The sequence below is a fragment of the Mesorhizobium sp. P3_A2 genome (genome assembly GCF_056403115.1).
The window spans coordinates 62,861-87,896 of the sequence record NZ_JBFUGC010000012.1 but is presented as its reverse complement, the minus strand read 5'-3'; the positions used below and the strand labels follow the sequence as shown (position 1 = coordinate 87,896).

The following is a 25,036-nucleotide window of genomic DNA, read 5'->3' as shown; positions in this document are numbered from 1 at the left end:
TCAGGACTTGCGGTTGCGGGACGCGTCGGCGTTCTTGATATCGAGACCGTAGATGAAGTCCTTGTCTTCCTTGTAGTGTTTGACCATCGCCAGGATCGCGGCCGTGTTGAAGATCAGCACGGCGGCCGCCGCGATGGCGACGACGATCTTGATCCCGCTGTCGGGGATGTAGGGCCATGTCATGATGAGCACGAAGAGGATCGTCGCCCAGAGGCAGATGATCAGGAGCGCGGATCCGCGCACGTCGGAACGGTACAGCGCTTCGATGCGCTGCTGCAGGTCTGACATCGGTTTTCCCCTTTTTCCAACGCCGGCTTCCGAATCGGCCGATCGCTGCCCTCTTTCAAGAGAGTGAAATTTTTTTCATAAATTCAGGCCGATTTGCGGGATTGTCAAGACGAATTTACGTTTGGTTAACTGGTCATTTCGCGTGGGAAATTTTGCCTGACAATGAAATTATTTGCTTACGGGTATTGCAGCGCCCGAACGTTTGCGATCAATATTCCACCCAAAGCGCCCGCAGCAGTGCGAGGGGCAGGGAACAGCACAGAATTTTCGAACGGAGGATTAGCGGATGACGGCATCCTGGAGATTTTCGACCTTGGCGGATCGCCATCGCGCGCTAGGCTCGAAGCTCGAAGACTGGAGCGGCATGGGTACCGCCTGGACCTATGACAAGGATGCCGACGAGGAATACACTGCCATCCGCACCAAAGCCGGGCTGATGGATGTGTCGGGCCTGAAGAAGGTTCACATCACCGGGCCGCATGCCTCACACCTCATCGACCTCGCCACCACGCGCGACGTCGAAAAGATCTATCCTGGCAAGTCGGCCTATGCCTGCATGCTGAACGAGGCCGGAAAATTCACCGACGACTGCATCCTCTACCGCACCGGCCCGAATGCCTGGATGGTGGTGCACGGTTCGGGCACCGGCCATGAGGAACTGCAGCGCGCTTCCGTCGGCCGCGACGTCTCGCTGCGCTTCGACGACAATCTGCACGATCTGTCGCTGCAGGGGCCGACCGCGGTCGACTATCTCTCAAAGCACGTGCCAGGCATCCGCGATCTCAACTACTTCCATCACATGCAGACGCAGCTCTTCGGTTTCCCGGTGATGATCTCGCGCACCGGCTATACCGGCGAGCGCGGCTACGAAATCTTCTGCCGGGGCCAGGATGCCGGCACGATCTGGGACGGGATTCTCGACGAGGGCAAGAGCGCCGGCATCATTCCCTGCCGCTTCACCACGCTGGATATGCTGCGCGTCGAAAGCTACCTTTTGTTCTATCCCTACGATAATTCCCAAAAGTATCCGTTCGAGAATGAAGGCCCCGGCGACACGCTGTGGGAACTCGGCCTCGACTTCACCGTCAGTCCAGGGAAAACCGGCTTCCGCGGCGCGGAGGAGCATTATCGGCTGAAAGGCAAGGAACGCTTCAAGATCTATGGCGTTCTGCTCGACGGCAAGGAGCCGGCTGACGAGGGCGCGCCGGTCTATCGCGACGGAAAGAAGGTCGGCGTAGTGACCTGCGCCATGTATTCGCCGCTGGTCAAGAAATCGATGGGCATCGCTCGCCTCGACGTCGACTGCGCGGTCAAGGACACCAAGCTCGAGATCCGCAACAAGAGCGGTTCGATCAAGGCGACGGCGCAGCCGCTGCCCTTCGACGATCCCAAAAAGACCAAGCGCACCGCCAAGGGTTGAGGCACAATCGACAGCGAGGGATTTAGGGCACAAAGAGAGTATGGCAGCCAAGACGATCATCAGCCGGCCAATTTACGGAACCCTGTCTCCGCAGCCCGGCAAGCATCATCTTTTCGTGGCGGATGCGGAGGGCGCGCTGGCGATCGTCGATATGGCAAAGACGGCCCCGCTTGGTTTCTTCGATGGGGCCGAGATCGTCTTCATTCCCGGTCCCGACGGCAAGCATGTCGCAGCCCTCGAAGCATTGAGGCCGGCGCAGTTCCACGTCGCGCCGTCCTTCGCCAGCCTGCTGCCGCGGCTGAAGCAGACGCTGGCCAACGCCCATATGGGCCTGCGCCTCTATCTCGCCGGCACCGAAGGGCTGATCGGCCAGGCGATGCAGGTGGCGCTCGAAGCCGGCATCGACCACACCTCGATGCAGACCGAACACCGCGGCTCGCTGGCGCGGCGCATGCAGTGCGTGCACTGCAAGGGCATCACGGAAAACGTGACGACGCAGCCGGCGACCTGTTCGCATTGCGGCCTGCTGCTTCTGGTGCGCGACCACTATTCAAGGCGTCTCGCCGCCTTCCAGGGCGTTTGCATCAACGCCGAGGACCGCAGTGAAATTCCTCCTGTCGAGGAGGCCTTCCCATGAGCACCGGCACCACCAAGCTCGATGTCGTTGTCAGCGATGTCGTCCCGGTCAACGACCTCGTCACCCGCTTCCATTTCCGCCGCCGCGACGGCGAACTGTTGCCGACCTTTTCCGGCGGCGCCCATGTCGTGGTCGAGATGCGCGATGGCGACCTCACAAGGCTCAACCCCTATTCGCTGATGGGCTCGCCGCTCGACACCCGCGAATACACCATCTCGGTGCGCCGCGACGATGTCGGCCGCGGCGGTTCGCTGTTCATGCACCGGTCGGTCAAGCCCGGCCTGGAGATGGTGGTCAGCTATCCCGTCAACCTGTTCTCGCTCGACCTCAGGGCAAAGAAACATCTGATGCTGGCCGGCGGCATCGGCATCACGCCGTTCATGGCGCAGACCGCGCAGCTTGCCGGCTCAGGCGGCAATTTCGAACTGCACTACACCTGCCGCACCGCTTCACTCGGCACCTATGCCGATGTGCTGCAGGAGCGCTATGGCCGCCGCATCCGGCTCTATCACGACGATCTGGACGAGCGCATCGAACTCGACCGTCTCTTGTCCTCGCAGCCGCTCGGCACGCATCTCTATGTCTGCGGCCCGGCCGGCATGATAAACTGGGTACGAGCCCGCGCGGCAGAACTGGGCTGGCCGCCGGAGACCGTGCACTACGAACATTTCGCAGCACCCCAGCCCGGCCTGCCGTTCGACGTCACACTTGCCGTCAGCGGCAAGACCATCCGCGTCGGCGAGCAGCAGAGTCTGCTCGAAGCCATCGAGGCGGCCGGCGTCGATCCGCCCTATCTCTGCCGCGGCGGTGTCTGCGGCCAGTGCGAGACCAACGTCATCTCATACGATGGCAAGTTCATCCACAACGACCACTGGCTGAGCGAGGAAGACCACCGTTCCGGCTGCAAGATCATGCCGTGCGTGTCGCGCTTCGAAGGTAAGTCGCTGGTCTTGGAGCGGTAGGAGGAAATCATGGGCATCACCTTTCGCAAGGAAACGTTCCGCGACGATTTCACCTTCCGGAACAGCCCGGAGCACATCAGGCGGTTTCCGTTCCCGTTCCACGAAGACAGCTACATGTATGCGGTCAACATCGAACCGCATGTCGTTGGCCCCAAGGGCAGCGTTCTGGAAAACCTGATCGATGTCGACGAGCACTATGTCGCCGAAATGCAGGACCGCGCTTTGGTGCTGGCCGAGGATCCGTTGCGCTGTCAGTCGCTGCCGCATATGACGCTGGCCGGCTGGGATCTGCTGGAACTTTTGATGGAGCAGCAGGCGCTTGGCTATCCCGAGCATTTCACGCTGACCCGCGACGGTGATCGCTGGCGCTGGATCAACCGGCCGCTCGGCATCGACGACACCTTCACCTTCGGCGACACCTCGACGCTGCCTTACGGGCCGATGGAGTACATCACCCGCCAGAGCCAGGGCGATTTCTGCATTCTCGACCAGCGCGACGGCAATCTGTGGATGGATGCCGGCATGGTCACCACCCAGGCCGACTGGTCGCTCGATTTCGACATCGGCATGAACTTCTTCGAATGGCATGCGCCGGTGCCGTTGGCGCATGAGAAGGGGATTTTTGTCCGGGCGCTGAAATTCCTCACCAACATCCAGCAAGGCAAGCCGGCGCGGCGTCTGAACTGGACGATGACCATCAATCCGCGCCTCGACACCAGCCCCGAGAACTATCACAAATGGGGTCCGGACCGGACCACGGTGACGCCCGACAATGTCGGCGACAAGGTGCATCTGCGCGTCGAACTGCAGAGCTTCTGGCGCCTGCCGCGCTCGAACGGTATCGTCTTCCCGATCCGCTGCTATCTGATCAAGATGGACGAGCTGGTGACGCAGCCGAAATGGGCGCGCCGCCTGCACCGCGTCATCCGCGACCTGCCGGAGGAACTGGCGACTTACAAGGGGCTGACGCGGTATCGGCCGACGCTGGTCGAATGGCTGTCGAAGCTGGATGATGGGAGCGCGACGTCACCGGGGTTTGGGCCGGATTAGAGCACGCCAGACTCCTCTCCCCTCGGGGAGAGGTCGGATTGCCCCGAATTGCTCTTTACAATTCGGTCTTGGCAATCCGGGTGAGGGGGCTGCGGCGGTCCGGCTAACCCGCACTGTTCTGCGGATAACAGATAATCGACAAATACCGCATCGGCAGTTTCGTCAGCTGCTCGGGCCCATGCGGCGCGTCGGCGTCGAAGAACAGGCTGTCGCCCGGCTTCATCGGATAGAGGTTGCTGCCGTGGCGGTAAACCACCTCGCCCTCGAGCATATAGAGGAACTCCATACCCTCATGCTGGAAGGTCGGAAACACATCCGAATCCTCGGTCAGCGTGATCAGATAGGGCTCGACGACGACGCCGCTGGTGTTGGAGCCGATATGGCCGAGCAGATTGTACTGGTGGCCGGCGCGCGTGCCACGGCGCTCGACATCGAGGCCTTCGCCGGCTTTGACGAAGACGGCGCTGCGCTCCTCTTCGAAACGGCGGAAGAAGGCGGTGACGGGAACGCCGAGCGCTCGCGACAGCGCCTGCAGCGTGGTCAGCGATGGCGAGGTGATGCCGTTCTCGATCTTGGACAGCATGCCCAGCGAAATGTCGGTGGCGACCGCCAGATCGGCGACGGTGATGCCGAGCTTCTTGCGGAAAGCGCGCACCTCGCGGCCGATCGCCACCTCCAGCACCTTTTCGCGCGTGTCGCGGATGGCGTGCGGGTTCTGCGTCAGCGGCGTGCGAATGGTCTTCCCGTCCGCCGAGACCTTCGCCAGCGGCTTTGCCTTGGCCGGAGCTGCCCCGGGCTTGAGATCGGATGCTGTCTTCGCCATGTCGCCGCTCCCAAGAATCGCAGATTTATTTCACTCAAGGTGAACATATTCGCTGCCGATACAGAAACGCAACCACGACAGCAAGCCCCTTAAGTCGAATGGTGTCGGGTCCGGATTTGCGCTGTCATCGGTTTTTGCGGAAAATCCTCCGGGAGGAAACGCGGTTTCGCCACAAGCCCTGTTGACAGCATCGAAGGGGCAATTACTGTCACTGTGAGTGAAATTTGTTTCGTAAGAGCAATCCTGGGAAAGCGTGAAACGGTTTTCCCTCAGGAATTGCGTCAAAGTTGAAATGAGACCGGGAGGCCTGCCATGAACACTCGCGTTGCCGTCATTGGAGCCGGGCCATCCGGCCTGGCCCAGTTGAGGGCCTTCAAATCGGCTGAAGACAAGGGTGCCGCAATTCCCGAAATCGTCTGCTTCGAAAAGCAGTCCGACTGGGGCGGCCTGTGGAACTACACCTGGCGCACCGGCCTCGACGAGCATGGCGACCCTGTCCACGGCTCGATGTACCGCTACCTCTGGTCGAACGGGCCGAAGGAATGCCTGGAGTTCGCCGACTACACATTCGAGGAGCATTTCGGCCGGCCGATCGGCTCCTACCCGCCGCGCGCCGTTTTGTGGGATTACATCAAGGGCCGCGTCGAGAAATCCGGCCTGCGCAAATGGGTGCGCTTCAACAGCCCGGTGCGCATGGTGACCTTCTCGGACGTGACGAAGAAATTCACCGTCACCGCGCATGACCGCACCAACGACGTGACCTATTCCGAGGAGTTCGACTATGTCGTTGTCGCGTCCGGTCACTTCTCCGTGCCGAACGTTCCCTATTTCGAAGGCTTCTCCACCTTCAACGGCCGCATCCTGCACAGCCATGATTTCCGCGACGCGATGGAGTTCAAGGGCAAGGATATCCTGATCATCGGCCGTTCGTATTCGGCCGAGGACATCGGCTCGCAATGCTACAAGTACGGCGCCAAATCGATCACCTCCAGCTACCGCTCCAAGCCGATGGGCTTCAAATGGCCGGAGAACTGGAAAGAAGTGCCGCTGTTGCAGAAGGTCGTCGGCAAGACGGCGCATTTCAAGGACGGCACGACAAAGGACGTCGACGCCATCATCCTGTGCACCGGCTATCTCCATTCCTTCCCCTTCCTCACCGACGACCTGAAACTCAAGACCGCCAATCGCATGTGGCCGCTCGACCTCTATGAGGGCGTCGTCTGGGAGAAGAACACAAAGCTTTCCTATATCGGCATGCAGGACCAGTTCTACACCTTCAATATGTTCGACGCCCAGGCGTGGTTCGCCCGCGACGTCATCATGGGCCGCATCAAGCTGCCGTCGTCGCAAGCGATGGCCGAGCACAGCGCAAAATGGCGCGCCCGCGAGGAGACGCTCGAAGACGCCGAACATATGATCTGGTTCCAGGGCGACTACACCAGGGAACTGATGGACCAGACCGACTATCCCGGCTTCGACGTCGAGGCGGTCAACCAGACGTTCATGGAGTGGGAGCACCACAAGGCAGAAGACATTATGAGCTTCCGCGACCACGCCTACCGCTCGCTGATGACCGGCACCATGGCGCCGCTGCATCATACGCCCTGGCTGCAGGCACTGGACGATTCGATGGAGAGCTATCTCGAGGTCAAAGGAGTGGCGGCGGAATAGCCGTCGCACCGCACACTACCCCAGCCTTGCTCGCGCCTTCGCCGTCCAGGCGTTGAACAGCCGGTCGGCGACGATGCCGATGAAGGCGATGGCCAGGCCTGCGACGATGCCGCGCCCGGAATCGGCCTTGGACAGAGCGATGAACACCTCCTGGCCGAGATCGCGTGTGCCTACCATGGCACAGATGATGATCATCGCCAGCGCCATCAGGATGGTCTGGTTGATCCCCAGCATGATCTCCGGCAGCGCCAGCGGCAGTTGCACGCGGAAGAAAGTCTGGCGCGGTGTGCAGCCCGACACCTTGGCCGCCTCGATCAATGCCGGCGGCACCTGGCGGATGCCGTGGTTGGTGTAGCGGATCGCCGGCACCACGGCGAAGGCGATCGTGGCGATCATGGCGGTGACGTCGCCGACCCGAAACAGCATCACCACCGGAATGATGAAGCAGAAGGACGGCAGCACTTGCAGCGTGTCGATGATGGGCGTGACGATCTTTTCGAACCGGTCGCTGCGCGCGGCCAGCAGGCCAATCGGAATGCCGATCAGGCAAGCGATGAAGGCCGAGATGCCGCAGAGATAAACCGTCGCCATGGTCTTTTCCCAGAGACCGGTGATGGCGCAGAAAGCGGTCAACGCCGCGACCAAAGCGGCGAGGCGGAGGCCGCCTAAGTGGTAGCCGGCAAGGCCGAGCAGGGCCACCGCGCCGAGCCACGGAAAGCCTTCGCAGAAGGCGCGCAGCGGGTTGAGCACGTTGAGGATCAGTGCCACGCGAAACGCCTCGATCACGTCGAAGAAGTTGATCGTCACCCAGTTCACCGCCGCCTTCCACAAAGGCGCGGTGGTGAAGGTGATCGCCTTCGGCACCGCCGCGAAGGCCGGCACATAGAGACTGAGAAGCGTGGTGGCGGCAAGGATCGCGACGGCCAGCGTCAGGTTGGGGTAGCGCCGCCAGAAGACCGGGCTCACCGCCTGATGCGTCTGGCCTTTCGCCTGCTTGTGGGCGATGGCCTGGCTCAGCCGGTCGAGCGCGATAGCCAAAGCCACGATGGCAAGGCCGGCTTCCATCGCCTCGCCGACCTTCAGCGCGCGCAGCGCGAGCAGCACGTCGTAGCCGAGGCCGCCGGCGCCGATCATCGAGGCGATGATGACCATGTTCAGCGCCAGCATGATCACCTGGTTGACGCCGACCATCAGTGTCGGCCGCGCCGAGGGCAGCAGCACTCGCCACAATTTCTGCCGCGCCGTGCAACCGGCCATCTCGCTGAAATCATCGATCTCGGACGGCACGCGCGCGAGACCCAGCATCGTCGCCCGCACCATTGGCGGTGTGGCAAAAATGGCGGTAGCGATCATCGCCGACACCGGACTGTTGCCGAACAGGAGTAGCATCGGGATGAGGTAAGCGAAGGTCGGGATGGTCTGCATCAGGTCAAGGGCAGGGGAGATGATCAGCCTCTCGGCCCATGGCTTACGCCAGGCCCAGATGCCGGCGAACAGCCCGGTGACGATGCAGAACGGCACCGCGATGGAAATCAGCGCCAGCGTCAGCATGGCGCTGGTCCATTGGCCGAACAGAGCGATGTAGAGGAAACAGCCGCCGACCAGCAGGCCGAGTTTGCGGCCGCCTGCGGCATGGCCGGCGAGGTACGCGGCGGCGCAGACGCCGACCCAGGACAAGCGAGGCAGAACATAGGCATCCGCGCCGTGGCCGATCTTGAAGCTCTTGGCGAGCAGATTGAGCGCGAAATCGAGGGGAACGCCGAGCACCGCGGTGATCGAGCGCGTCAGCCACGAAAAGTTCGACTTGATCCAGCGCATCAGCGCGCTGACCCAGTCGGCGACCGGGACAACCGCCTCGGCCGGATAGTTGACGGCCCAGGGTAGCCGGTCCTGCAGCAGGAACACCACCAGCACGGCGGCAAGTGCCAGTGCCCAGACCAGCAGCCAGCGCTGAACCGGCGGCCTCGTTTCGCTGGCGCTTGCCGTTACCGTCATGCGCCGGCTCTCGGTTTGTCCAGGCCGGCCAGCAGCCCGATCACCGCTTGCGGCGTCACTTCGCCGATCGGCTTGCCGGTGCCGTTGACCACGGCGAACGGCTTGCCTGACGCTACGATGCTGGCGGAGAAACTGGCGATCTTGGCATCGGGCGAAACCGTGCCGCCATGTTCCGAGCCGTCGCAGGCGCGCATCAGGCTGCGCGCGGAAATCACCTTGGCGCGGTCGACGTCGCGGGTGAATTCCGCGACATAGTCGGTCGCCGGATTGACCACCAGCTGTTCCGGCGTGCCGATCTGGATGACCTCGCCATCCTTCATGATGGCGATGCGGTCGGCGAGCCTGATCGCCTCATCGAAATCATGGGTGATGAAGACGATGGTTTTGTGCAGCATGGTTTGCAGCCGCATCAATTCGTCCTGCATCTCGCGGCGGATCAGCGGATCGAGCGCCGAGAACGGCTCGTCGAGGAACCAGATCTCCGGCTTGGTCGCGAGACTGCGGGCAATGCCGACACGTTGCTGCTGGCCGCCGGAGAGCTCGCGCGGATAGAAATGCTCGCGACCGCGCAAGCCAACGAGCTCGATGACTTCGCGGGCGCGTGCTTCGCGTGTCGGCCGATCCTGCCCCTGGATGCTGAGCGGGAAGGCGATGTTCTCCAGCACATTGAGATGCGGCAGCAGCGCGAAATTCTGGAACACCATGCCCATGCGATGGCGCCGCAGTTCGATCAGCGCGGCATCGGAAATCTTGAGCAGATCATTGCCTTCGAACTCGACCTTGCCGTGCGTCGGCTCGACCAGCCTCGACATGCAGCGCACCAGCGTCGATTTCCCGGAGCCGGACAGCCCCATGATGATGAAGATCTCGCCCTGGCGTATTTCGAGATCGACGGCGCGGACCGCTCCGACCAGTCCGGCGGCAGTGACATCGGCCATGCTGGCCTTGCCGTCGCGCTCGCGAATGAAGTTCGCGGCGTTCGATCCGAACAGCTTCCAGACATTGCGGCAGGCAAGCTTTATCGGCCGCGCCTCCTTTGGCGTGCCAACTGCCTGCGGTTCAGTCGCTTCCGTCATCCAATGGTCCTTCTGGAAAATAGGGAAATAGACCCGGCCGCTACGGCCGGGTCTGGCCTCCAGTCGGAACGATCACTGCGCCCAGGCTTTCCAGTCGGCCTCATGGGCGGCGATCCAGGCGGCGGCGACGTCTTCAGGCGTCTTGCCGCCGAGGTCGATCTCGCCGCTCATCTTGTTGAGCTCGTCGGTGTCGACGGTGTAGGCCTTGGCGACCTTGTAGGCGACCGGCCATTTGTCCTTCATGCCGGACCACGAGTATTTCCAGATCTCGCCATGCGGCTTGCCGCAATCATATTTGGCGTCGGGATTGGTGCCCCATTTCGGGTCGGTGTAGCACTCCGGCGTGTATTCGGGGAATTGCACCCATTCGCCCTTGTACTTGGCCGGCGCCCAGTGCGGCGAATAGATCCACAGCATGATCGGCGCCTTGCGCTGATAGGCCGAGTCCAATTCGGCGAACATCGCCGCGTCGGTGCCGGCATGGATAACGGTGAAGGGCAGCTTCAGCGCCTCGACGCGCTCGTCATCAAAGCCTTCCCAGGTCACCGGGCCGCCGAGATAGCGGCCCTTCGGCGCCGTCTCCGCCGTCGAGAACGCCTCGGCGCATTTCGGGTCCTTCAGCGCTTCCCAATTCGGCAGGCCGGGGCATTTCTCCTTCATATATTCGGGAAACCACCATTCTTCCTTGGCCTTCGGTCCGAGCTTGCCGAGCCGTTCGGTCTGGCCGGTCGCGTCGGACGCCTTCATGGCTTCGCCGGCGGTCGTGTCCCAGAATTCCAGGCCGACATCGAGGTCACCATTGGTCAGGCCGGTGGTCAGGCTGGAGAGGTAGTCGGCGGTCGGGTATTCGACGGTGTAGCCGAGCTTTTCCAAAATGCCGCCAAGGATCTTGGCGTTGAGATTGACGCTGGTCCAGTCGAACAGCGCGATCTTGATCGGGTCGTTGGATTCAGGCGCGGCCGCTTGCGCCGCCGATGTCAGTACACTTGCCGAGGCAAGTGCCAAGGCTCCCATTGATAGGCTCGAAATCACACTGCGAAATGACATGCTTGTTCTCCTGTCAAACCATGTGGAAATTCTTAGTCGTTCCCTTCTTGCGTCTTTTCTTGATTGTGTTGGAAAGGCGGGTCGTTACGCAAGCGCGTTCGCACCATGCCATCGCGGCGGCCGCAGCCGGCGCAGGCGAAATGGTGCTCAATCTGGTGGTGGTATGATGCTGGACGGGCCCGCATCATGGCATCGCATGGATTGCTGCGCGAGCAATCGTCAACGGATCGATCGCCGCTCCGGCGGCGCTCTGTGACTTCAGAGCCATCAAGGTCCCATGATCTCGGCCGGCGAGCCCCATTCCCGCCATCGCTGTTTCATGGGATGAAATTATATATACCAACGTTCATGCGGCGCAACGGCTCATGGCTCGTGCACTGCGGAATTTCAGACTGTTCGATTGCCGATTACGACATGATGAGGCCGCCATCGACATTGATCGTCTGGCCGGTGATGTAAGTGGCGTCGCTGCTGGCGAGGAAGCTGACTAGGCCCGAAACATCCTCGCCGCTGCCGGCGCGGCCCATCGGGATATTCTTCACCCACTCGGCCATCAACTCTCCGGGCTTGTAATCGCCCATAAGCTTGCCCCATGCGGCATCGTTATAGGCCCACATGTCGGTGTCGATGATGCCGGGGCAGATCGCGTTGACGGTGATCTTCTCCTTGGCCACTTCCTTGGCCAGGCTTTGGGTGATGCCGACGACGCCGAACTTCGACGCCGCGTAATGCGGCGTGTAGATGAAGCCTTGCCGCGCCTGGCCTGATGCCGTGTTGATCAGCCGGCCGCCATCGCCATGCTTGCGGATGCGGGCGATCGCTTCCTGGCAGCACAGGAACACGCCCTTGGTGTTGACCGCCATCACCTTGTCCCACTCGGCCTCGGTCATCGCCTCGATCCGGGCGATGGTGATGACGCCGGCATTCTGCACCGAAATGTCGACGCGGCCGAATTGCTTCTCGGCGAGGTCGTAAAGAGCGGTGACCTCATCCTTCTTGGTCACGTCCATGCGCATCGACGCCACCTTGGCGCCCGCTGCTTTAAGGCTGGAGGCGACCTCTTCGACGCGGGCATCGATGGCGCTGACCACGACCGCAGCACCTTCCTCGGCAAAGCGCTTCGCCATCGCCGCACCGATTCCGCCGCTGGCGCCGGTGATAACCGCCGTCTTGCCTTCAAATTGCTTCTGCATTTTCTCTCCTACCAGCAGACAAAGCCGCCATCGACGATCAGGTCGATGCCGGTGACGAAACTCGCGGCGCGGCTGGCCAGGAACACGGTTGGGCCGACCATCTCTTCCGGCGTCGCCATGCGCCCCATTGGCGTGTCGCGCTCGAAGATCTTGATCTGTTCGGCGACTTCCGGCCGCTTGTTCATCGGCGTCAGCGTGTAGCCGGGGCTCACCACATTGACGCGCAGGCCGCGATCGGCCCATTCCATGGCGAGGCTCTTCGACATGTGGATGACGGCGGCCTTCGACGAATTGTAATGCGCCTGGGTCAGGCCGCGATTGACGATCGAGCCGGACATCGAGGCGATGTTGACGATCGCGCCCTTGCGCCGCGCCAGCATGGCGCGCGCCTCGGCCTGGCAGGACAGGAACACGCCGCTGACATTGACGTGATAGATTTTCTGCCAGGTTTCCAGCGGCATCGTCTCCGCCGGTTCGGCGCCGGCGATGCCGGCATTGTTGACGGCAATGGTCAGCGCGCCGAGTTCTTTCTCGGTGCGCGCGACCGCCGACGCGAGGTCGTCTTCGGACGTCACCGTGCCGGCTAGCACCACCGCTTTGCGGCCGAGCGCGGCGATCTTGTGCGCGGTCTCTTCCAGTCCGCCTTTGGAGGCATGGCCGAAACAGGCAATGTCGGCGCCGGCTTCCGCCAGCCCGATGGCGATGGCTTGCCCGATGCCGCTGCCCGCACCTGTCACCAGCGCCACGTCGCCGCTGAGATCGAATAATGTCATGTCTCTCCCTCTCCTTGAAATGAAGGGGCGCCAACCCTTGAGTTAGCGCCCCGCGCGGTCCGGTGCCTGGGAGGATATCACCTGCTGCGCTTTGTTCCGATTCCTGTCCCTCAACTGGTGGCGAGTTCCATCACCGCGACATTGCTGGCTTCGCTGCGGTCGAGAATGCCGCGCTGGCGGCCGCGGCTCAGCACCAGCACGCGGTGGGAAAGGCCGAGCACTTCCTCGAGGTCGGAGCTCACCACCACCACCGCCATGCCGGAGCGGGCGAGGCCGGCGATGACGTCGTAAATCGCCGCGCGCGCGCCGACATCGATGCCGCGCGTCGGCTCATCGAGGATGAACACCTTTGGTGGCCGCGACACCCATTTGGCGATGATCACCTTCTGCTGGTTTCCGCCAGACAGTTTGCTGACCGGCTGGTTCGGCTTGCCCTTCACCCCGAGCCGCGAGATGCCGGCCTCGGCGAATTTCTGCACCGCTTTGGGAAACACCCAGCCCTTCGGCGCGACATGGTCGAAATTGCCGAACGCCAGATTCTCACCGATGGTCTGGTCCAGCACCACGCCTTGCGCCTTGCGGTCTTCCGGCACCAGCACGACGCCGGCTTTGATCGCCGCCGCCGGTCCGCTGAGATGCACCGGCTTCCCGGCAACGTGTACCGCGCCGGAGGAAATTGGATCGGCGCCGGCGATCGCCCGCACCAGCTCGGTGCGGCCGGCGCCGATCAGACCGGCAATGCCGAGGATCTCGCCCGCTTTGACCGAGAAGGAGACATTGCTGAAGCTCTTCTCCGGCGAGGACAGGTTCTCGACCTCGAGCAGTGTTTCTTCGCGCGGCGCCGACAAATGCGGAAACATCCGCTCGACCGAGCGGCCGACCATCTGCTCGACCACAGTGCGCACGGGGATGTCGGCGCGTTCGTGGCGGGCGACGATGCGTCCATCGCGCATCACCACAACGCGGTCGGCAATCTGCGCGATCTCATCGAGACGGTGGCTGATATAGATGAAGGACATGCCTTCGGCTTTCAACTTGCGGATCTGCTGGAACAACAGTTCCGTCTCTTCGCCGCCAAGCGCTGCCGTCGGCTCGTCGAAGATCAGCAATTCGGCGTTCAGTGTCAGCGCTTTGGCGATCTCGACCTGCTGCTGGGCGGCGATGCGCAGCGTGCGCACCTTGCGTTCGGGCGAGACGTCGAGGCCGAGCCGTTTCAACTGCGCCGACGCCTTGGCGTTCATCTCGGTGCGGTCGATGCGGCCGCCGCGCATCGGCAGGCGCCCGACATAGACGTTTTCCGCCACCGACAGGTCCGGCAGCAGCTTCAGTTCCTGGTGGATCATGCCGACGCCGGCATCGATTGCCGCGGCAGGCGAGGCGGGGGAATAGGGCTTCCCCCGCCAGATGATGGTGCCGGCGTCGGGTCTGGTCGAGCCGGCGATGATGTTCGACACCGTCGACTTGCCGGCGCCGTTTTCGCCGAGCAGCGCCACGACCTCGCCCGGCCGCACCTCGAAGCTCGCATCGGCCAGGACCTGGACCGGTCCGTAGCTCTTGCAGAGGCCGTTGACGAAGAGCCCGTTATGCGGGCTTTCGCTGTGGCGAGGCTCTGTGGACATCGTGGCGCTCTCTTACGCGGTGGGAGCTGTTATGGGTGCTTGGCGATGAACTGCTCGACATTGTCCTTGGTGGTCAGCGTCGCATCCTGCAGCTGCTCGGCCGGAATGCTTTCGCCAGCCACCAGCTTGATCGCCGCATCGACGGCGAGCCGGCCCATGCCTTGCGTCTGCTGTGTTGCGGTGACGTCGAACACACCGTCCTTCAGCGCCTTCAGCGCCGCCACGTCGCCGTCGAAGCCGGCAACCCAGACCTTGTGGCCGGGATTGGCGACCTTCACCGCCTGTGCCGCGCCCAGTGCCAGCGCATCGGCCTGGCCGATGACGATCGAGACATCCGGATGCGACTGCAGCAGATCCTGCGTCAGCTTGAAACCTTCGTCCTGATGCCAACCTTCGCTCCACAATTCGCCGACCACTTTGATATCAGGGTAGGCTTTCAGCGCTTCGCCGCATCCCTTCGAGCGGTCGACTTCCGGCGTCGTGCCCTTCTGGCCGTGGATGATGATCAGCTCGCCTTTGCCGCCGGCCTGCTTGGCGATGTAGTCGCATACCGCTTGCGCCGAGGCGACACTGTTGGTGGCGATGAAGGTGTCGCCGGGCGCGCCGTCGGCGTTGCGGTCGACATTGATCACCGGAATGCCGGCAGCCTTGGCGGTCTTGGTCGGCACGGTGGCGGCGGTGGCGCCGGCCGGAATATAGATCAGCGCGTCGATGTTCTGCGTGATCAAATCCTGTACCTGGCTGACCTGCGTCGCCGAATCGCCCTTGGCGTCGACAGTGACGATCTCGATACCCTTCTCCTTGCCGTAGGCTTCGACCGACTGCTTGATCTGGTTGAAGAAATCGGCCTGCAGATTGGCGACGGCGAGGCCGAGCTTCTTGGCCTCCTTGGCCGAGGCCATGTCGGTCAGGCCAAGCAGCGGAATGATGGCGGCAGCGGCAAGCAGCAGTGAACGTTTGGTCAGCATGTTTTCCTCCGTTGATAGTCTAACTGTCCCGCCAGCGCATCGCGCCCCTTGGAACATCCCAGTTTCGGATCGACCGATCCGTCTATCGCCCGGACGCTCCGGGCGAATTCCTCATTGAGCTCGCCGACGCCAGGTATCGGTGGCGACCGCCAGCGCGATCACCACGCCGATCACCACCTGCTGGATGAAGGGCGAGACACCGAGCAAATTGAGCCCGTTGCGCAGCACGCCGATGATGAGCACGCCGACCGCGGTGCCGCCGATCGAGCCGACGCCGCCCGACAGGCTGGCGCCTCCGATCACCACGGCGGCGATGGTGTCGAGCTCATAGCCGAGGCCGGAGCTCGGTTGCACCGAATCCAGCCGCGCCGCCAGCACGATGCCGGCAAGACCCGCAAGCACGCCGCAGATCGCGTAGACCCAGTTGGTCAGCGACTTCACCGGAATGCCGGAGAGCCGCGCCACCTCGGCGCTGCCGCCGATGGCGTAAAGGCTGCGGCCGGTGGCGCGGTAGTTGAGGAAGATGGCGAAGATGATCGCCAGCACCATCATCAACCCGACGGTGACCGACAGGAAGCCGAAATGGCGGATGATCGACAAGTTGGTGAACCAGTCGGGGAAGCCGACGATCTGCGAGCCGTCGGTGATCATGTTGGCAAGACCGCGCGCCACCGACATCATCGCCAGCGTGGCGATGAAGGGCGGCAGCCGGGTGACGGTCACCAGCAGGCCGGACACCAGTCCGCAAAGGCCGGCGACGACCAGTCCGGCGATGACGCCGGCCGCAAGGCCGAGATTGAGATAATCGGGGTGGGCGACGAAGCCCATCACCATGGCGGCCAGCGCCAGCACCGAGCCGACCGAGAGATCGATGCCGCCGATCAGGATGACCAGCGTCATACCGATCGCCATGATGCCGAGCACGGTGATCTGGTCGAGCACATTGAGGATGTTGCGCATCGTCAGGAATGTGTCGGTGGTCAGCGTCAGCGCCAGGCAAAGCAGGACTAGGCCGATCAACGGTCCCATCGTTCCGGCAAACAGCGCCGACAGCTTCGTGCCCGCAGCCCCTTGAGCGCCGGTAGCGGCTTTCAATTCGCCTGTATCGTTGCTCACGGCCACTTCGTCTCCTCCACAAGCAGGATGGCGATGGCTCACCGTCCGCCCTTGTTCACCAGGCACCTCCCTTGTGAACAATTTATCTTTGATATGCAATTTTGTTCAGCTAAACCGTTCATCAGAAAATTGTCAAGTGCCGTCACGCCATGCAACACCAGTTGGCGTCGCGAGGCAGTTTTTCCAGAGGGAGGCTTGGGGTGACTGTCCGTGGGACGGTTTTCATCCCTTTGAACTCTGTGAGATAATTTTGCCTGGCCAAGTGACGCCAAGCGAGCAATGCGAAGCAAGTATTGAGCATTGTGAGTTTGATCTCTTGTTGCGGACGATGTCTTGTCGATGTCGCGAAGCTTGGCTGCCAGGTGAGTCGAGCGGCTACAGCCCGTTCGGCCGCAACGCTGTACGGCTGAATGGCATAAGGCGGTCCCCGAAGGGCCGTGGGAGGGCAAGAGATGGCGACCGTCGAAAACGAGAAGGCCTCGCGCTTCCCCGATGCCGAACTGAAGGCTCGTGCTGCCTGGCATTACTATGTCGAGGGCCTGACACAGGAGCGCATTTCCGAGATCCTCGGCGTCGGCCGCATCAAGGTGCACCGCATCCTCTCCGCCGCCCGCGAGGAGGGCATCGTCCAGTTCCGCATTCGCGACAGTGTCGTCGAATGCGTCCAGCTTGAGGAAAGCCTCAAGCAGCGTTTTGGACTCAGTCAGGCCGTCGTGGTGCCGTCGGCCGCCGACCGCAGCAACGCGCCGCTGATGATCGGCCACGCCGCCGCCGCGTATCTCGCCGACAACGTCAATGCCGGCGATGTCATTGCGCTGGGCTGGGGCCGCACGCTGAAATTCGCCATCAATGAGTTGCCGAGGCGACCGATTGCCAGAACCACCGTCGTCTCGATGCTCGGCGGCCTCACCCATGCACAGCCGCTCAACCCGACCGAAAGCGCCTGGGAATTCGCCGAGAAGATCGGTGCCGAATGTTTCCTGCTGCCGGTGCCGGTCTATGCCGACAAGCCCGAGCAGCGCGATGCCTTCATGAGCCAGCGCAGCGTCCAGGACGTTGTCTTCCGGGCGCGCCGGGCCAACATCGCCGTGCTCAGCGTCGGCTCGTTCTCCAACGACAGTCCGATCGCCAATTACGGCTTCATCAAGCCGAGCGAACTCGAGGAGTTGCAGGCCGCCGGCGCGGTCGGCGACCTCTTGTGCCATTTCATCGACGCCGAGGGCCGCCCGGTCGACCATGAGGTCAACCGCCGTGTCTGCGCCTATCCGCTGCAGGATCTGTCCGACATTCCAAACATCATCCTGGTTTCGGGCGGGCAGGAGAAGATCGCCGTTATGCGCGCGGCACTCGCCAACACCAGGATTTCGGTGCTGATCACCGACGAGGACGCGGCCAAGGGGTTACTCGGGCGTTGATTTCAGAGGTCGCGATCCTTCGCGACCCCCCTCTGTCCTGCCGGACATCTCCCCCTCAAGGGGGAAGATTGGCAATTTCTCGGCCTCGCCAGTTCTGCGACGTTGGAGATTGGCGAAACCGGATGGACAGCTGATCTCCCCCCTTGAGGGGGAGATGTCCGGCAGGACAGAGGGGGCTGTCCCGCTAACGTTTCACCATTGAAGCAACCTACCCAACCTCACCCAGCCGCACATGGATGTCGCGTGTCGCGTGATAGAGATCGCGATAGATCGCCTTGCGCGCCCGATAGGCCGGCACCAGCGCCATTTCAGGATCGACACGCCGGGCCGGCGCCGCCGCCATCGCCTTGGCTGCCTCTTCCGGCGAGGCGAACCAGCCGATCGCCGAAGCCGCCAGCATGGCCGCGCCAAGTGCGGCCGCCTCGTTGACCGGCGACACGAGAAGCGGCCGCTCGAGCACGCTGGCCATGATTTGCATCAACAGCGCCGAATTGGTGCCGCCGCCGGCGGCAATCATTTCCGCCGGTGTGCCGCCGCTCTCGGCTTCCATCGCCTCGCTTGCGATGGCTTGCTCGAAAGCGATGCCTTCCAGCGTGGCGCGGAAGAGATGCTTCGGTTCATGGTTGAGCGACAGGCCGACGACAGCGCCTCGCGCCGCGCCATCCCAATAGGGGCTCATCACGCCGGCCCAATAGGGCATGACCAGCAGCCCGTCGCTGCCGGCCGCGACATCGACCGCGAGCTTCTCCAGTTCTGCTGCGGAGGTCGCGCCGGTGGTGCGCACGATCCAGTCGACCAGTTGCATGCCCGAGCGCAGCACGGTCTCCAGCATGAAGCCGGAACCGGTCGGCGAGACCAGCGTGCGAAACGCGTCCGATGTGGTGACCGTGCCGGAATAGCAGCCGCTGACGACGCCGGAGCCGAGCGAGAGGTAGCTCCTGCCGGCGCCATAGACACCCATGCCGAGGCCCATCGCCTGACCGTCGCCGGCACCGGCGACGATTGGCGTGCCGGCCTTCAGCCCGGTCAACTGCGCAATGCTTTCGGCAAGTCCGCCGCAGATTTGACCGGGACCGATCAGCGCCGGCAACTGCTGTGGCTGAAGCCCGGCAGCCGCGACAAGTTTAGCGTGCCATTCGCCTGTCGCGACGTCGAGCAGCCCGAGCGGGTCGGCACTTGCCGTGCTGGTGACAAGGCGTCCGGTCAGCCGGTGGACGAAGAAGCCGTGGACGTCAACCAAAGCCGCCGCCTTGGCCAGAATCTGCGGCTGGTGCTCGGCCAGCCAGGCGATGGCATAAAGCGCCGGTGTCGGATCCGGCGGCTTGCCGCTCCAGTCGCGGATCGCCTCGCGGCCGAGTTCGGCCGACAGCCGGGCGACTTGCGGCCGGGCGCGTTCGTCAAGCCACAGGATCGCCGGAATGAGCGGCTTGCCGGCATGATCGATCAGCGTGAAGCTCTCGCGCTGATGGGCGATGGCGATCGCTGCTACGTGCGCCGCTCCTATCTTTTCGGTGACTTGCTTCAGCGCGCCGACAAGGGCTGCCCACCAGTGTTCGGCATCCTGCTCGAAATGGCCGGGCTTCGGGTTTGAAAGCGGATAGGTTTCGCGCGCCTGGTAAAGCTCTGTGCCGTCGCGCGCGAAAGCGATCGCCTTCACCGCCGTCGTCGAGGCATCGATCCCGATAACGACATCGTCCATCACAGCTATTCCCGAAGGTTCAGGCGGCGTTGGTCACGAACCGTCCGTCCGACTGGTCGAGACGACGGCGGATCTGCGTTATCACCATCGAATCGTCGGGTACACAATTTTCATAGGTGAGGAAGTCGCCGGTCTTGATCGGCTTGACCACCTTGGCGCGTTCGGCAAGCCCGAGCGGCAGCGCGCCCTTGGCGCGCGCGTCCTCCCAGGTCATGGCAAAGCCGCGATAGTCCGTCTCGCCGATCATGCCGAGCGATTGCCCGGCGCCGAGGTCGCTCTTGGCCACCGCCACCGCCTCGGCCACCGGATGATCGAGCGGCTCCATGTCGGCGCGCTTGTAGACCACGGCGCGTGCCGCCGACAGCGGCACTTCCAGGCTGGTCAGGTGGTAGGGGCGGAAGATCGTGAAATAGGGGCCCTTGCCGACCTTGAGGTCGATCATCCGCTCCATGACGCGCGGATGCCTGGTCTCGATGACGCAGAACACGCCGGGCGCCACGCCCTTGCCGATGGAATAGTCGACCACGCCCTTGCGGTGCAGCACGCCGCCATCCTCGCGCGGGCAAAGCACGCTGGCGAGTTCCTCCAGCGTTGCCGTCGGGCCGTGCATGCCCGGCACGTCGGGCACCAGCCCAGTGGCGTTGGCGATCGCCACCATCTCGATCGCCGTCTTGGAGCCGTCGACGAACTCGACCAGCATGCGCGCATTCATGTTGCGCTCGGCCGCTTCCTTGGCGTAGTCGGCGGGCATGGCGTCGAACTTCAGCGGGTTGTTCTTGCCCTTGCCGGCGGCGATGATGTTGAAGCCGAGACTGCGGGCAAAGCCGATGATCTCCAGCGTGCAGGCGGGCTCGTCGCCGGCCGCGCCCGTGTAGACGACGCCGGCCTTGCGCGCTTCTTCCTTGAGGAAGCGGCCGATGGTGATGTCGGCCTCGACATTGAGCATGACGATGTGCTTGCCGTTTTTCATCACTTCGAGTGCAAACAGCGTGCCGATGTTGGGATTGCCGGTGGCGTCGATGATGACGTCGATGCGGCCGGCGGCGGCCAGCGAATGCAAATCCTCGGTGACAGCAATCTTGCCGGCCTCGATGGCGCGGTCGATGGCCGAGGCATTGGCGGCCTGCACGATATCGGAACGGTCATGGCCGGCAAGCAGCGCGGCATCGATCGCCGCTTGCGGCCGCACCTCGGAAATGGCACCGATCCGCATGCCCGGCATCAATGCCACCTGGACGACGATGTCGGTGCCCATCTGCCCGGCGCCGGCGAGACCGATGGTGATTGGCCCTTGGGCTTCAGCGCGCTGCAGAAGTTCCGCTGCAAATTGCGGATGGGCCATATCGCTTCCTCCAGTCATGACGCGCCGCAGCGTCAAATCATCATTTTGAACATTCCTATTTCCATTTGAAAAATATTTCAACCCCTGCGATCGTCATCCTCGGGCTTGACCCGAGGATCCATGCCGCGACATCAGCCGACGAACGCGACGGCGCAAGATAGATATGCACCGCTGCATTCTTTGGCTGGGTGTCACGGAATGGATCCCAGGGTCTACGCGACGGAGCTTCGCTCCAGCCAATCTCGGTGATTGGCGCTAGCCGTCGACGGAGGACCGATCAGAAATACCCGTCCGAAGCCGCCGTGGCCTCCTTGGGAATCTCCACCCCATCGACCAAAATCTTGTCGACCAGCTCGTGGTGGAAGCAGACCAGACCCTTGATGCGCTCGGCCTCGTGCACCGGTTCGGGATAATACCAGACCATGTTCTCGTGCCGCTTGGTGGCGGTCGTCACGTGGTAATAGTTGGAGATGCCCTTGTAGGGGCAGCGCGAGATGTAGCGGCTGGGCGCGAACATATCGAGCCTGGTGTCGGAGATCGGCAAATAGTGGCGCACCGGGTGGCCGGTCTCGAACAGGAACACGCCGCGGCGCGAATCCGCCACCTGTTCGCCGTCGAGGATGACCTGCACCCGCCGCGACGAGGGCAGGCAGTCGACCCGGCGGAACGGATCGCGGGCGTGGACGAAGATCTCCTCATCCTCCTCGAACCAGTGGCCCATCTTGCTCCACACGAACGACATGTAGCCCGCAATCGGCGGGCAGCCCTTGGCCGGATCCAGATAGCGCCATGCGCCATCCTCAACCAGCGTGATGCCGGTGTTGAGCGAGTAGAAGGTGGCGGTGCCCTTGTAGGGGTCCTCGGTCGTGGTCTTTGAGGGCAGCAGGAACTCCTCGCGCACATCCTCGATCGGAAAATAATAGACCGGCAGATGGTCGGATTCGTAGAACACCAGCGCCCTGCTGGTGTCGGCGACGGTCATCGAACCCACCTGCACCCTTATCCTTTTCAGCGACGGCATGGTGAAGGCGACATAGCCGGGCTCGAACTCGTACTGGACGATCTGATCGAGCACAGGGAAATGCGGTCCGCGACCGCGCAGATGGGGCTTGCGAATGGTGGTCTCCCGTTTCTTGTCTTTTGTATCAGGACGTTGGCGCATGGCCTGAGCCTAGGTTGGATCGGGGCTTTCCGGACTGAAGGTCCACGCGGCAACGGGTTTTGCTTCTCGCCACGCGCCTTCGGTCCGGGATCCTCTACCCCAGGGATACGCGATCGAGCAGCAGCCCGGCGGCAATCGGCGGCAGGCCGCTGACATTCTTGCGCACCGGCACCAGAAGGTCGGGAAAATAGCTGAAGATGACCGGCGTCTCGTCGAGCAGCAGTTTCTGGATGTCGGAGGCCGCACTGCGCTGAGCGCCGATATCGAGCGCCTTCAGGTAGGAAGTGACCATGCCGTCATAGGCGGGGTTCTTGAAGTGCGCCGCATTCCAAGGCCCGTCGCTGACCAGCGGGCTCTTCAGGAAGACATTCGGCACGCTGCGATGGGCGTAGTCGGTGATGCCGAGCGGGCTGTCCAGCCAGTCCGACTGGCCGAACACCGCCTTGCCGTAATATTTGTCCTGGTCCTCGATGTTGAGCGCGACGCGGGCGCCGATCTCCTTGGCGAAATTCTGGAACAATTGTGCATAGCCCGGAATGTCGGAATAGCGCAGCGTCGTCAGCGTGATGTCGAAGCCGCCGCCAAGCCCCGCGGCTTCCATCAGCTGCTTGGCCTTGGCGATGTCCTGCGCGCGCTGCGGGATCGACTTGTCGGTGGCAGGGAAGGCCGGCGCGAACGGGCTGTCATTGCCGGTCGCCGCCATGCCGCGGCAGAGCCCGTCGACCAGCTTGGAGCGGTCGATGCTGAGCGCCAGCGCCTGGCGCACGCGCTTGTCGGTGAACGGCGCCATGTCGCAGCGCATGTGCAGCTGGCGATGCGCGGTCGAGGCGACGCGCAGCACGGTAATGTCGGGGCTGTTCAGCACCACCTGGCTGACATCGAGCGGCACGGCATCGAGCAGGTCGACTTCGCCCGCCTGCAGCGCCAGGATGCGCGGTTGCACGTCGCCGTAGAACTTGAATTCGAGCCGGTCGGGCAGCGCCTTCTCGCCCCAATAGTCGGGGTTGCGGATGAAGGTGGCGCCGACCTTCGGCGTGTAGCTCTCTAGCCGGAACGGGCCGGTGCCTTCGAAAGTCTTTTCGTAATCGCCCTTGTAGCTCGCCGGCAGGATGACGGCGTTGTAATTGTCGATCGACACCGAATAGGGAAAGCTGCCGTTGGGCGCGTCGAGATGGAAGGCGACGATGTGGTCGTCGACCTTCTGCGTGCCGCCTTTCGACAGCAAGCCCTTGAACACCGACAGCGCGTTGGAGGCGCCGGCGGGATCGGCAAGCCGGTCGAAGGTGGCGACGACGTCGTCCGCCTTGAACTCTTCGCCATTGTGGAATTTCACGCCCTTGCGCAGCTTGAAGGTCCAGACGCTACCGTCCTCGTTCGGCGCCCAGCTTTCGGCCAGCACCGGCTTCAACGTGAGGTCCGGCTGGGTGACGCAAAGAAACTCGGCGGTCTGGAACACCAGCTGGTAGCTGCCGCTGTCATAATAGGTGACGGGATCGATGGCGCCGCCCGGCGTGGCTATGCCGGCGCGCACCGTGCCGCCCGGCTTGCCTTCGGCGCGCGCCGGCTGGGTGCCAAAGCCGGCGGCCGCCACGATGCTGCCTAGGAATGGCAGCGACAGGCCAAGCATACTGCCGTGGCGCAAGAAGTCGCGCCGGCCGATGCGGCCGGCCAGCAATTCGTCAACAGCGGAATTTTCGATGGCGCTTAAGGTCTTGCGGGCGGCATCGATGGTCTGGAAATGCTTCGGCATGGGCGGCATTCCTGTTTTCTCTGGGGGCTGCACCAAATAGTTCACTGTTGACCCCAGCCGGAAAGCGATATTTTTTGATGGCGGCCATCGAAATTTTCGATGGCGGAGCCGACCCATGGACACTGAGAATCTGCGCAGCTTTCTCGAGGTTGCCACGCACGGCAGCTTCACCGTCGCCGCCAGCCGGCTGAACCTCGCCCAGTCCACCGTGAGCGCACGGATACGCGGTCTGGAAGAACAGCTGGGGCGCCGGCTTTTCGTGCGTGACCGCGATGGCGTCACGCTGACACCGGCCGGCCGGCAGTTCCTGCCGCACGCCTCCACGATCACCCGCACCTGGGAGCAGTCGCGGCAGGACATCGCAGTTCCCGATGGCTATGAGACGCTGCTGCGGCTCACCGCGCCCGCCTATCTGTGGGACCGCATCACCTCGTCCTGGATTGCCTGGATGCGCGAAAGGCGGCCGAATGTGGCGCTGAGGCTGGAAGGCAGTTTCCCGGACCAGGCGATCGACCAGCTGGCGGAAGGCCTGCTCGACATCTGCATCCTCTATCTGCCGCGGCCGCATCCCGGGGTCGTCTACGAGACGCTGGCCGTCGATCAGGTCGTGCTGGTCCAGCATGCCGCGCAGACCGGGCCATGGACCGAGAATTACATTTTCATGGACTGGGGCCTGGAGTTCCGCATCGAGCACGACCGCGCCTTTGCCGGCATGGTCAAGCCGGCCATATCAGCCGGACTGGTGTTCATCGGCCTCCTGCATGTGCTGTCACAGCAGGCGGCGGCCTATCTGCCGCTCAGCGCCGTCAGCGGTCATATCGAGCGCGGCGAGATGCGCCGCATCGAGGATGCGCCGGTGTTCCAGCGGCCGATCTATCTCGCCTATCCCGCCAACCCGATCTCGTCGGACACACTCAATGTCGCGCTCGACGGATTGCACGCGCTGGCCAGCGACTGGACGCCGGGCCAGGGCTTTGCCGAGGGCGACCGGGTCTTCAGCATGGCCGATACGTATCGGGGCTGACCAACT

General features: G+C 63.0%; 21 protein-coding genes. 7 read left to right on the top strand and 14 right to left on the bottom strand.

Annotation, left to right across the window (positions count from 1 at the left end; all coding sequences use genetic code 11):
* Positions 1-288: a hypothetical protein gene (locus AC1DXM_RS25095; RefSeq protein ID WP_477237208.1), complete on the bottom strand. Its 288-nt coding sequence runs from the start codon at positions 286-288 to the stop codon at positions 1-3.
* A gap of 286 nt (positions 289-574) precedes the next feature.
* Here AC1DXM_RS25095 and AC1DXM_RS25090 point away from each other — a divergent pair, with 286 nt between their 5' ends.
* The 4 genes from AC1DXM_RS25090 to AC1DXM_RS25075 are packed head-to-tail and all read left to right on the top strand — an operon-like array spanning position 575 to position 4,357.
* Positions 575-1,708, top strand: a complete 1,134-nt coding sequence (locus AC1DXM_RS25090; RefSeq protein ID WP_477237206.1) for an aminomethyl transferase family protein — start codon at positions 575-577, stop codon at positions 1,706-1,708.
* A gap of 40 nt (positions 1,709-1,748) precedes the next feature.
* Positions 1,749-2,345: a dimethylamine monooxygenase subunit DmmA family protein gene (locus AC1DXM_RS25085; RefSeq protein WP_477237204.1), complete on the top strand. Its 597-nt coding sequence runs from the start codon at positions 1,749-1,751 to the stop codon at positions 2,343-2,345.
* A complete protein-coding gene (locus AC1DXM_RS25080) occupies positions 2,342-3,307 on the top strand; it encodes a PDR/VanB family oxidoreductase (protein WP_477237202.1) in 966 nt (321 codons plus the stop codon). The genes AC1DXM_RS25085 and AC1DXM_RS25080 overlap by 4 nt, the downstream gene beginning before the upstream one ends.
* A 9-nt stretch (positions 3,308-3,316) precedes the next feature.
* Positions 3,317-4,357, top strand: a complete 1,041-nt coding sequence (locus AC1DXM_RS25075) for a heme-dependent oxidative N-demethylase family protein (RefSeq protein WP_477237200.1) — start codon at positions 3,317-3,319, stop codon at positions 4,355-4,357.
* Between the two features lie 103 nt (positions 4,358-4,460).
* On the opposite strand, the gene AC1DXM_RS25070 is transcribed toward AC1DXM_RS25075, so the two are convergent.
* Complete coding sequence (locus tag AC1DXM_RS25070; protein ID WP_477237198.1) at positions 4,461-5,180, bottom strand: helix-turn-helix domain-containing protein; 720 nt, start codon at positions 5,178-5,180, stop codon at positions 4,461-4,463.
* Positions 5,181-5,492: 312 nt separating this feature from the next.
* On the opposite strand from AC1DXM_RS25070, the gene AC1DXM_RS25065 reads away from it, so the two are divergent.
* Positions 5,493-6,851 carry an NAD(P)-binding domain-containing protein gene (locus tag AC1DXM_RS25065; RefSeq protein ID WP_477237196.1) on the top strand — a complete coding sequence of 453 codons (1,359 nt, stop codon included), beginning with the start codon at positions 5,493-5,495 and terminating at the stop codon, positions 6,849-6,851.
* 15 nt (positions 6,852-6,866) lie between these two features.
* On the opposite strand, the gene AC1DXM_RS25060 is transcribed toward AC1DXM_RS25065, so the two are convergent.
* From AC1DXM_RS25060 to AC1DXM_RS25025, 8 genes are all read right to left on the bottom strand, one after another.
* Positions 6,867-8,846 carry an ABC transporter permease gene (locus AC1DXM_RS25060; RefSeq protein ID WP_477237194.1) on the bottom strand — a complete coding sequence of 660 codons (1,980 nt, stop codon included), beginning with the start codon at positions 8,844-8,846 and terminating at the stop codon, positions 6,867-6,869.
* Positions 8,843-9,922 carry a quaternary amine ABC transporter ATP-binding protein gene (locus AC1DXM_RS25055; RefSeq protein ID WP_477237191.1) on the bottom strand — a complete coding sequence of 360 codons (1,080 nt, stop codon included), beginning with the start codon at positions 9,920-9,922 and terminating at the stop codon, positions 8,843-8,845. Before AC1DXM_RS25055 ends, AC1DXM_RS25060 begins: the two co-directional genes overlap by 4 nt.
* A 72-nt stretch (positions 9,923-9,994) precedes the next feature.
* Positions 9,995-10,969, bottom strand: a complete 975-nt coding sequence (locus AC1DXM_RS25050) for an ABC transporter substrate-binding protein (RefSeq protein ID WP_477237189.1) — start codon at positions 10,967-10,969, stop codon at positions 9,995-9,997.
* A gap of 407 nt (positions 10,970-11,376) precedes the next feature.
* Positions 11,377-12,162, bottom strand: coding sequence for an SDR family oxidoreductase (locus AC1DXM_RS25045; protein ID WP_477237187.1), 786 nt, complete (start codon positions 12,160-12,162; stop codon positions 11,377-11,379).
* An 8-nt stretch (positions 12,163-12,170) separates the two neighbouring features.
* Complete coding sequence (locus AC1DXM_RS25040; RefSeq protein WP_477237185.1) at positions 12,171-12,935, bottom strand: SDR family oxidoreductase; 765 nt, start codon at positions 12,933-12,935, stop codon at positions 12,171-12,173.
* A gap of 110 nt (positions 12,936-13,045) precedes the next feature.
* On the bottom strand, positions 13,046-14,554 hold the full coding sequence (locus AC1DXM_RS25035; RefSeq protein WP_477237183.1) for a sugar ABC transporter ATP-binding protein: 1,509 nt from the start codon (positions 14,552-14,554) through the stop codon (positions 13,046-13,048).
* A 29-nt stretch (positions 14,555-14,583) separates the two neighbouring features.
* Entirely contained in the window at positions 14,584-15,522 is a 939-nt protein-coding gene (locus tag AC1DXM_RS25030) for a sugar ABC transporter substrate-binding protein (protein ID WP_352584436.1), read from the bottom strand.
* A 111-nt stretch (positions 15,523-15,633) separates the two neighbouring features.
* Complete coding sequence (locus AC1DXM_RS25025) at positions 15,634-16,617, bottom strand: ABC transporter permease (RefSeq protein ID WP_477237371.1); 984 nt, start codon at positions 16,615-16,617, stop codon at positions 15,634-15,636.
* A 473-nt stretch (positions 16,618-17,090) separates the two neighbouring features.
* On the opposite strand from AC1DXM_RS25025, the gene AC1DXM_RS25020 reads away from it, so the two are divergent.
* Positions 17,091-18,053, top strand: a complete 963-nt coding sequence (locus tag AC1DXM_RS25020) for a sugar-binding transcriptional regulator (protein ID WP_477237181.1) — start codon at positions 17,091-17,093, stop codon at positions 18,051-18,053.
* 208 nt (positions 18,054-18,261) lie between these two features.
* Here AC1DXM_RS25020 and AC1DXM_RS25015 read toward each other — a convergent pair whose 3' ends face one another.
* The 4 genes from AC1DXM_RS25015 to AC1DXM_RS25000 form a co-directional block, all read right to left on the bottom strand.
* Positions 18,262-19,752, bottom strand: coding sequence for a xylulokinase (locus tag AC1DXM_RS25015; RefSeq protein WP_477237179.1), 1,491 nt, complete (start codon positions 19,750-19,752; stop codon positions 18,262-18,264).
* Positions 19,753-19,771: 19 nt separating this feature from the next.
* Positions 19,772-21,094 (bottom strand): NAD(P)H-dependent oxidoreductase, encoded by a 1,323-nt coding sequence (locus tag AC1DXM_RS25010; RefSeq protein WP_477237177.1) that lies wholly within the window; start codon positions 21,092-21,094, stop codon positions 19,772-19,774.
* A 277-nt stretch (positions 21,095-21,371) separates the two neighbouring features.
* Positions 21,372-22,256, bottom strand: a complete 885-nt coding sequence (locus AC1DXM_RS25005; protein WP_477237175.1) for a DUF427 domain-containing protein — start codon at positions 22,254-22,256, stop codon at positions 21,372-21,374.
* 94 nt (positions 22,257-22,350) lie between these two features.
* A complete protein-coding gene (locus AC1DXM_RS25000; RefSeq protein ID WP_477237173.1) occupies positions 22,351-24,006 on the bottom strand; it encodes an ABC transporter substrate-binding protein in 1,656 nt (551 codons plus the stop codon).
* A gap of 115 nt (positions 24,007-24,121) precedes the next feature.
* On the opposite strand from AC1DXM_RS25000, the gene AC1DXM_RS24995 reads away from it, so the two are divergent.
* Entirely contained in the window at positions 24,122-25,030 is a 909-nt protein-coding gene (locus tag AC1DXM_RS24995; RefSeq protein WP_477237171.1) for a LysR family transcriptional regulator, read from the top strand.
* Positions 25,031-25,036: the final 6 nt, after the last annotated feature.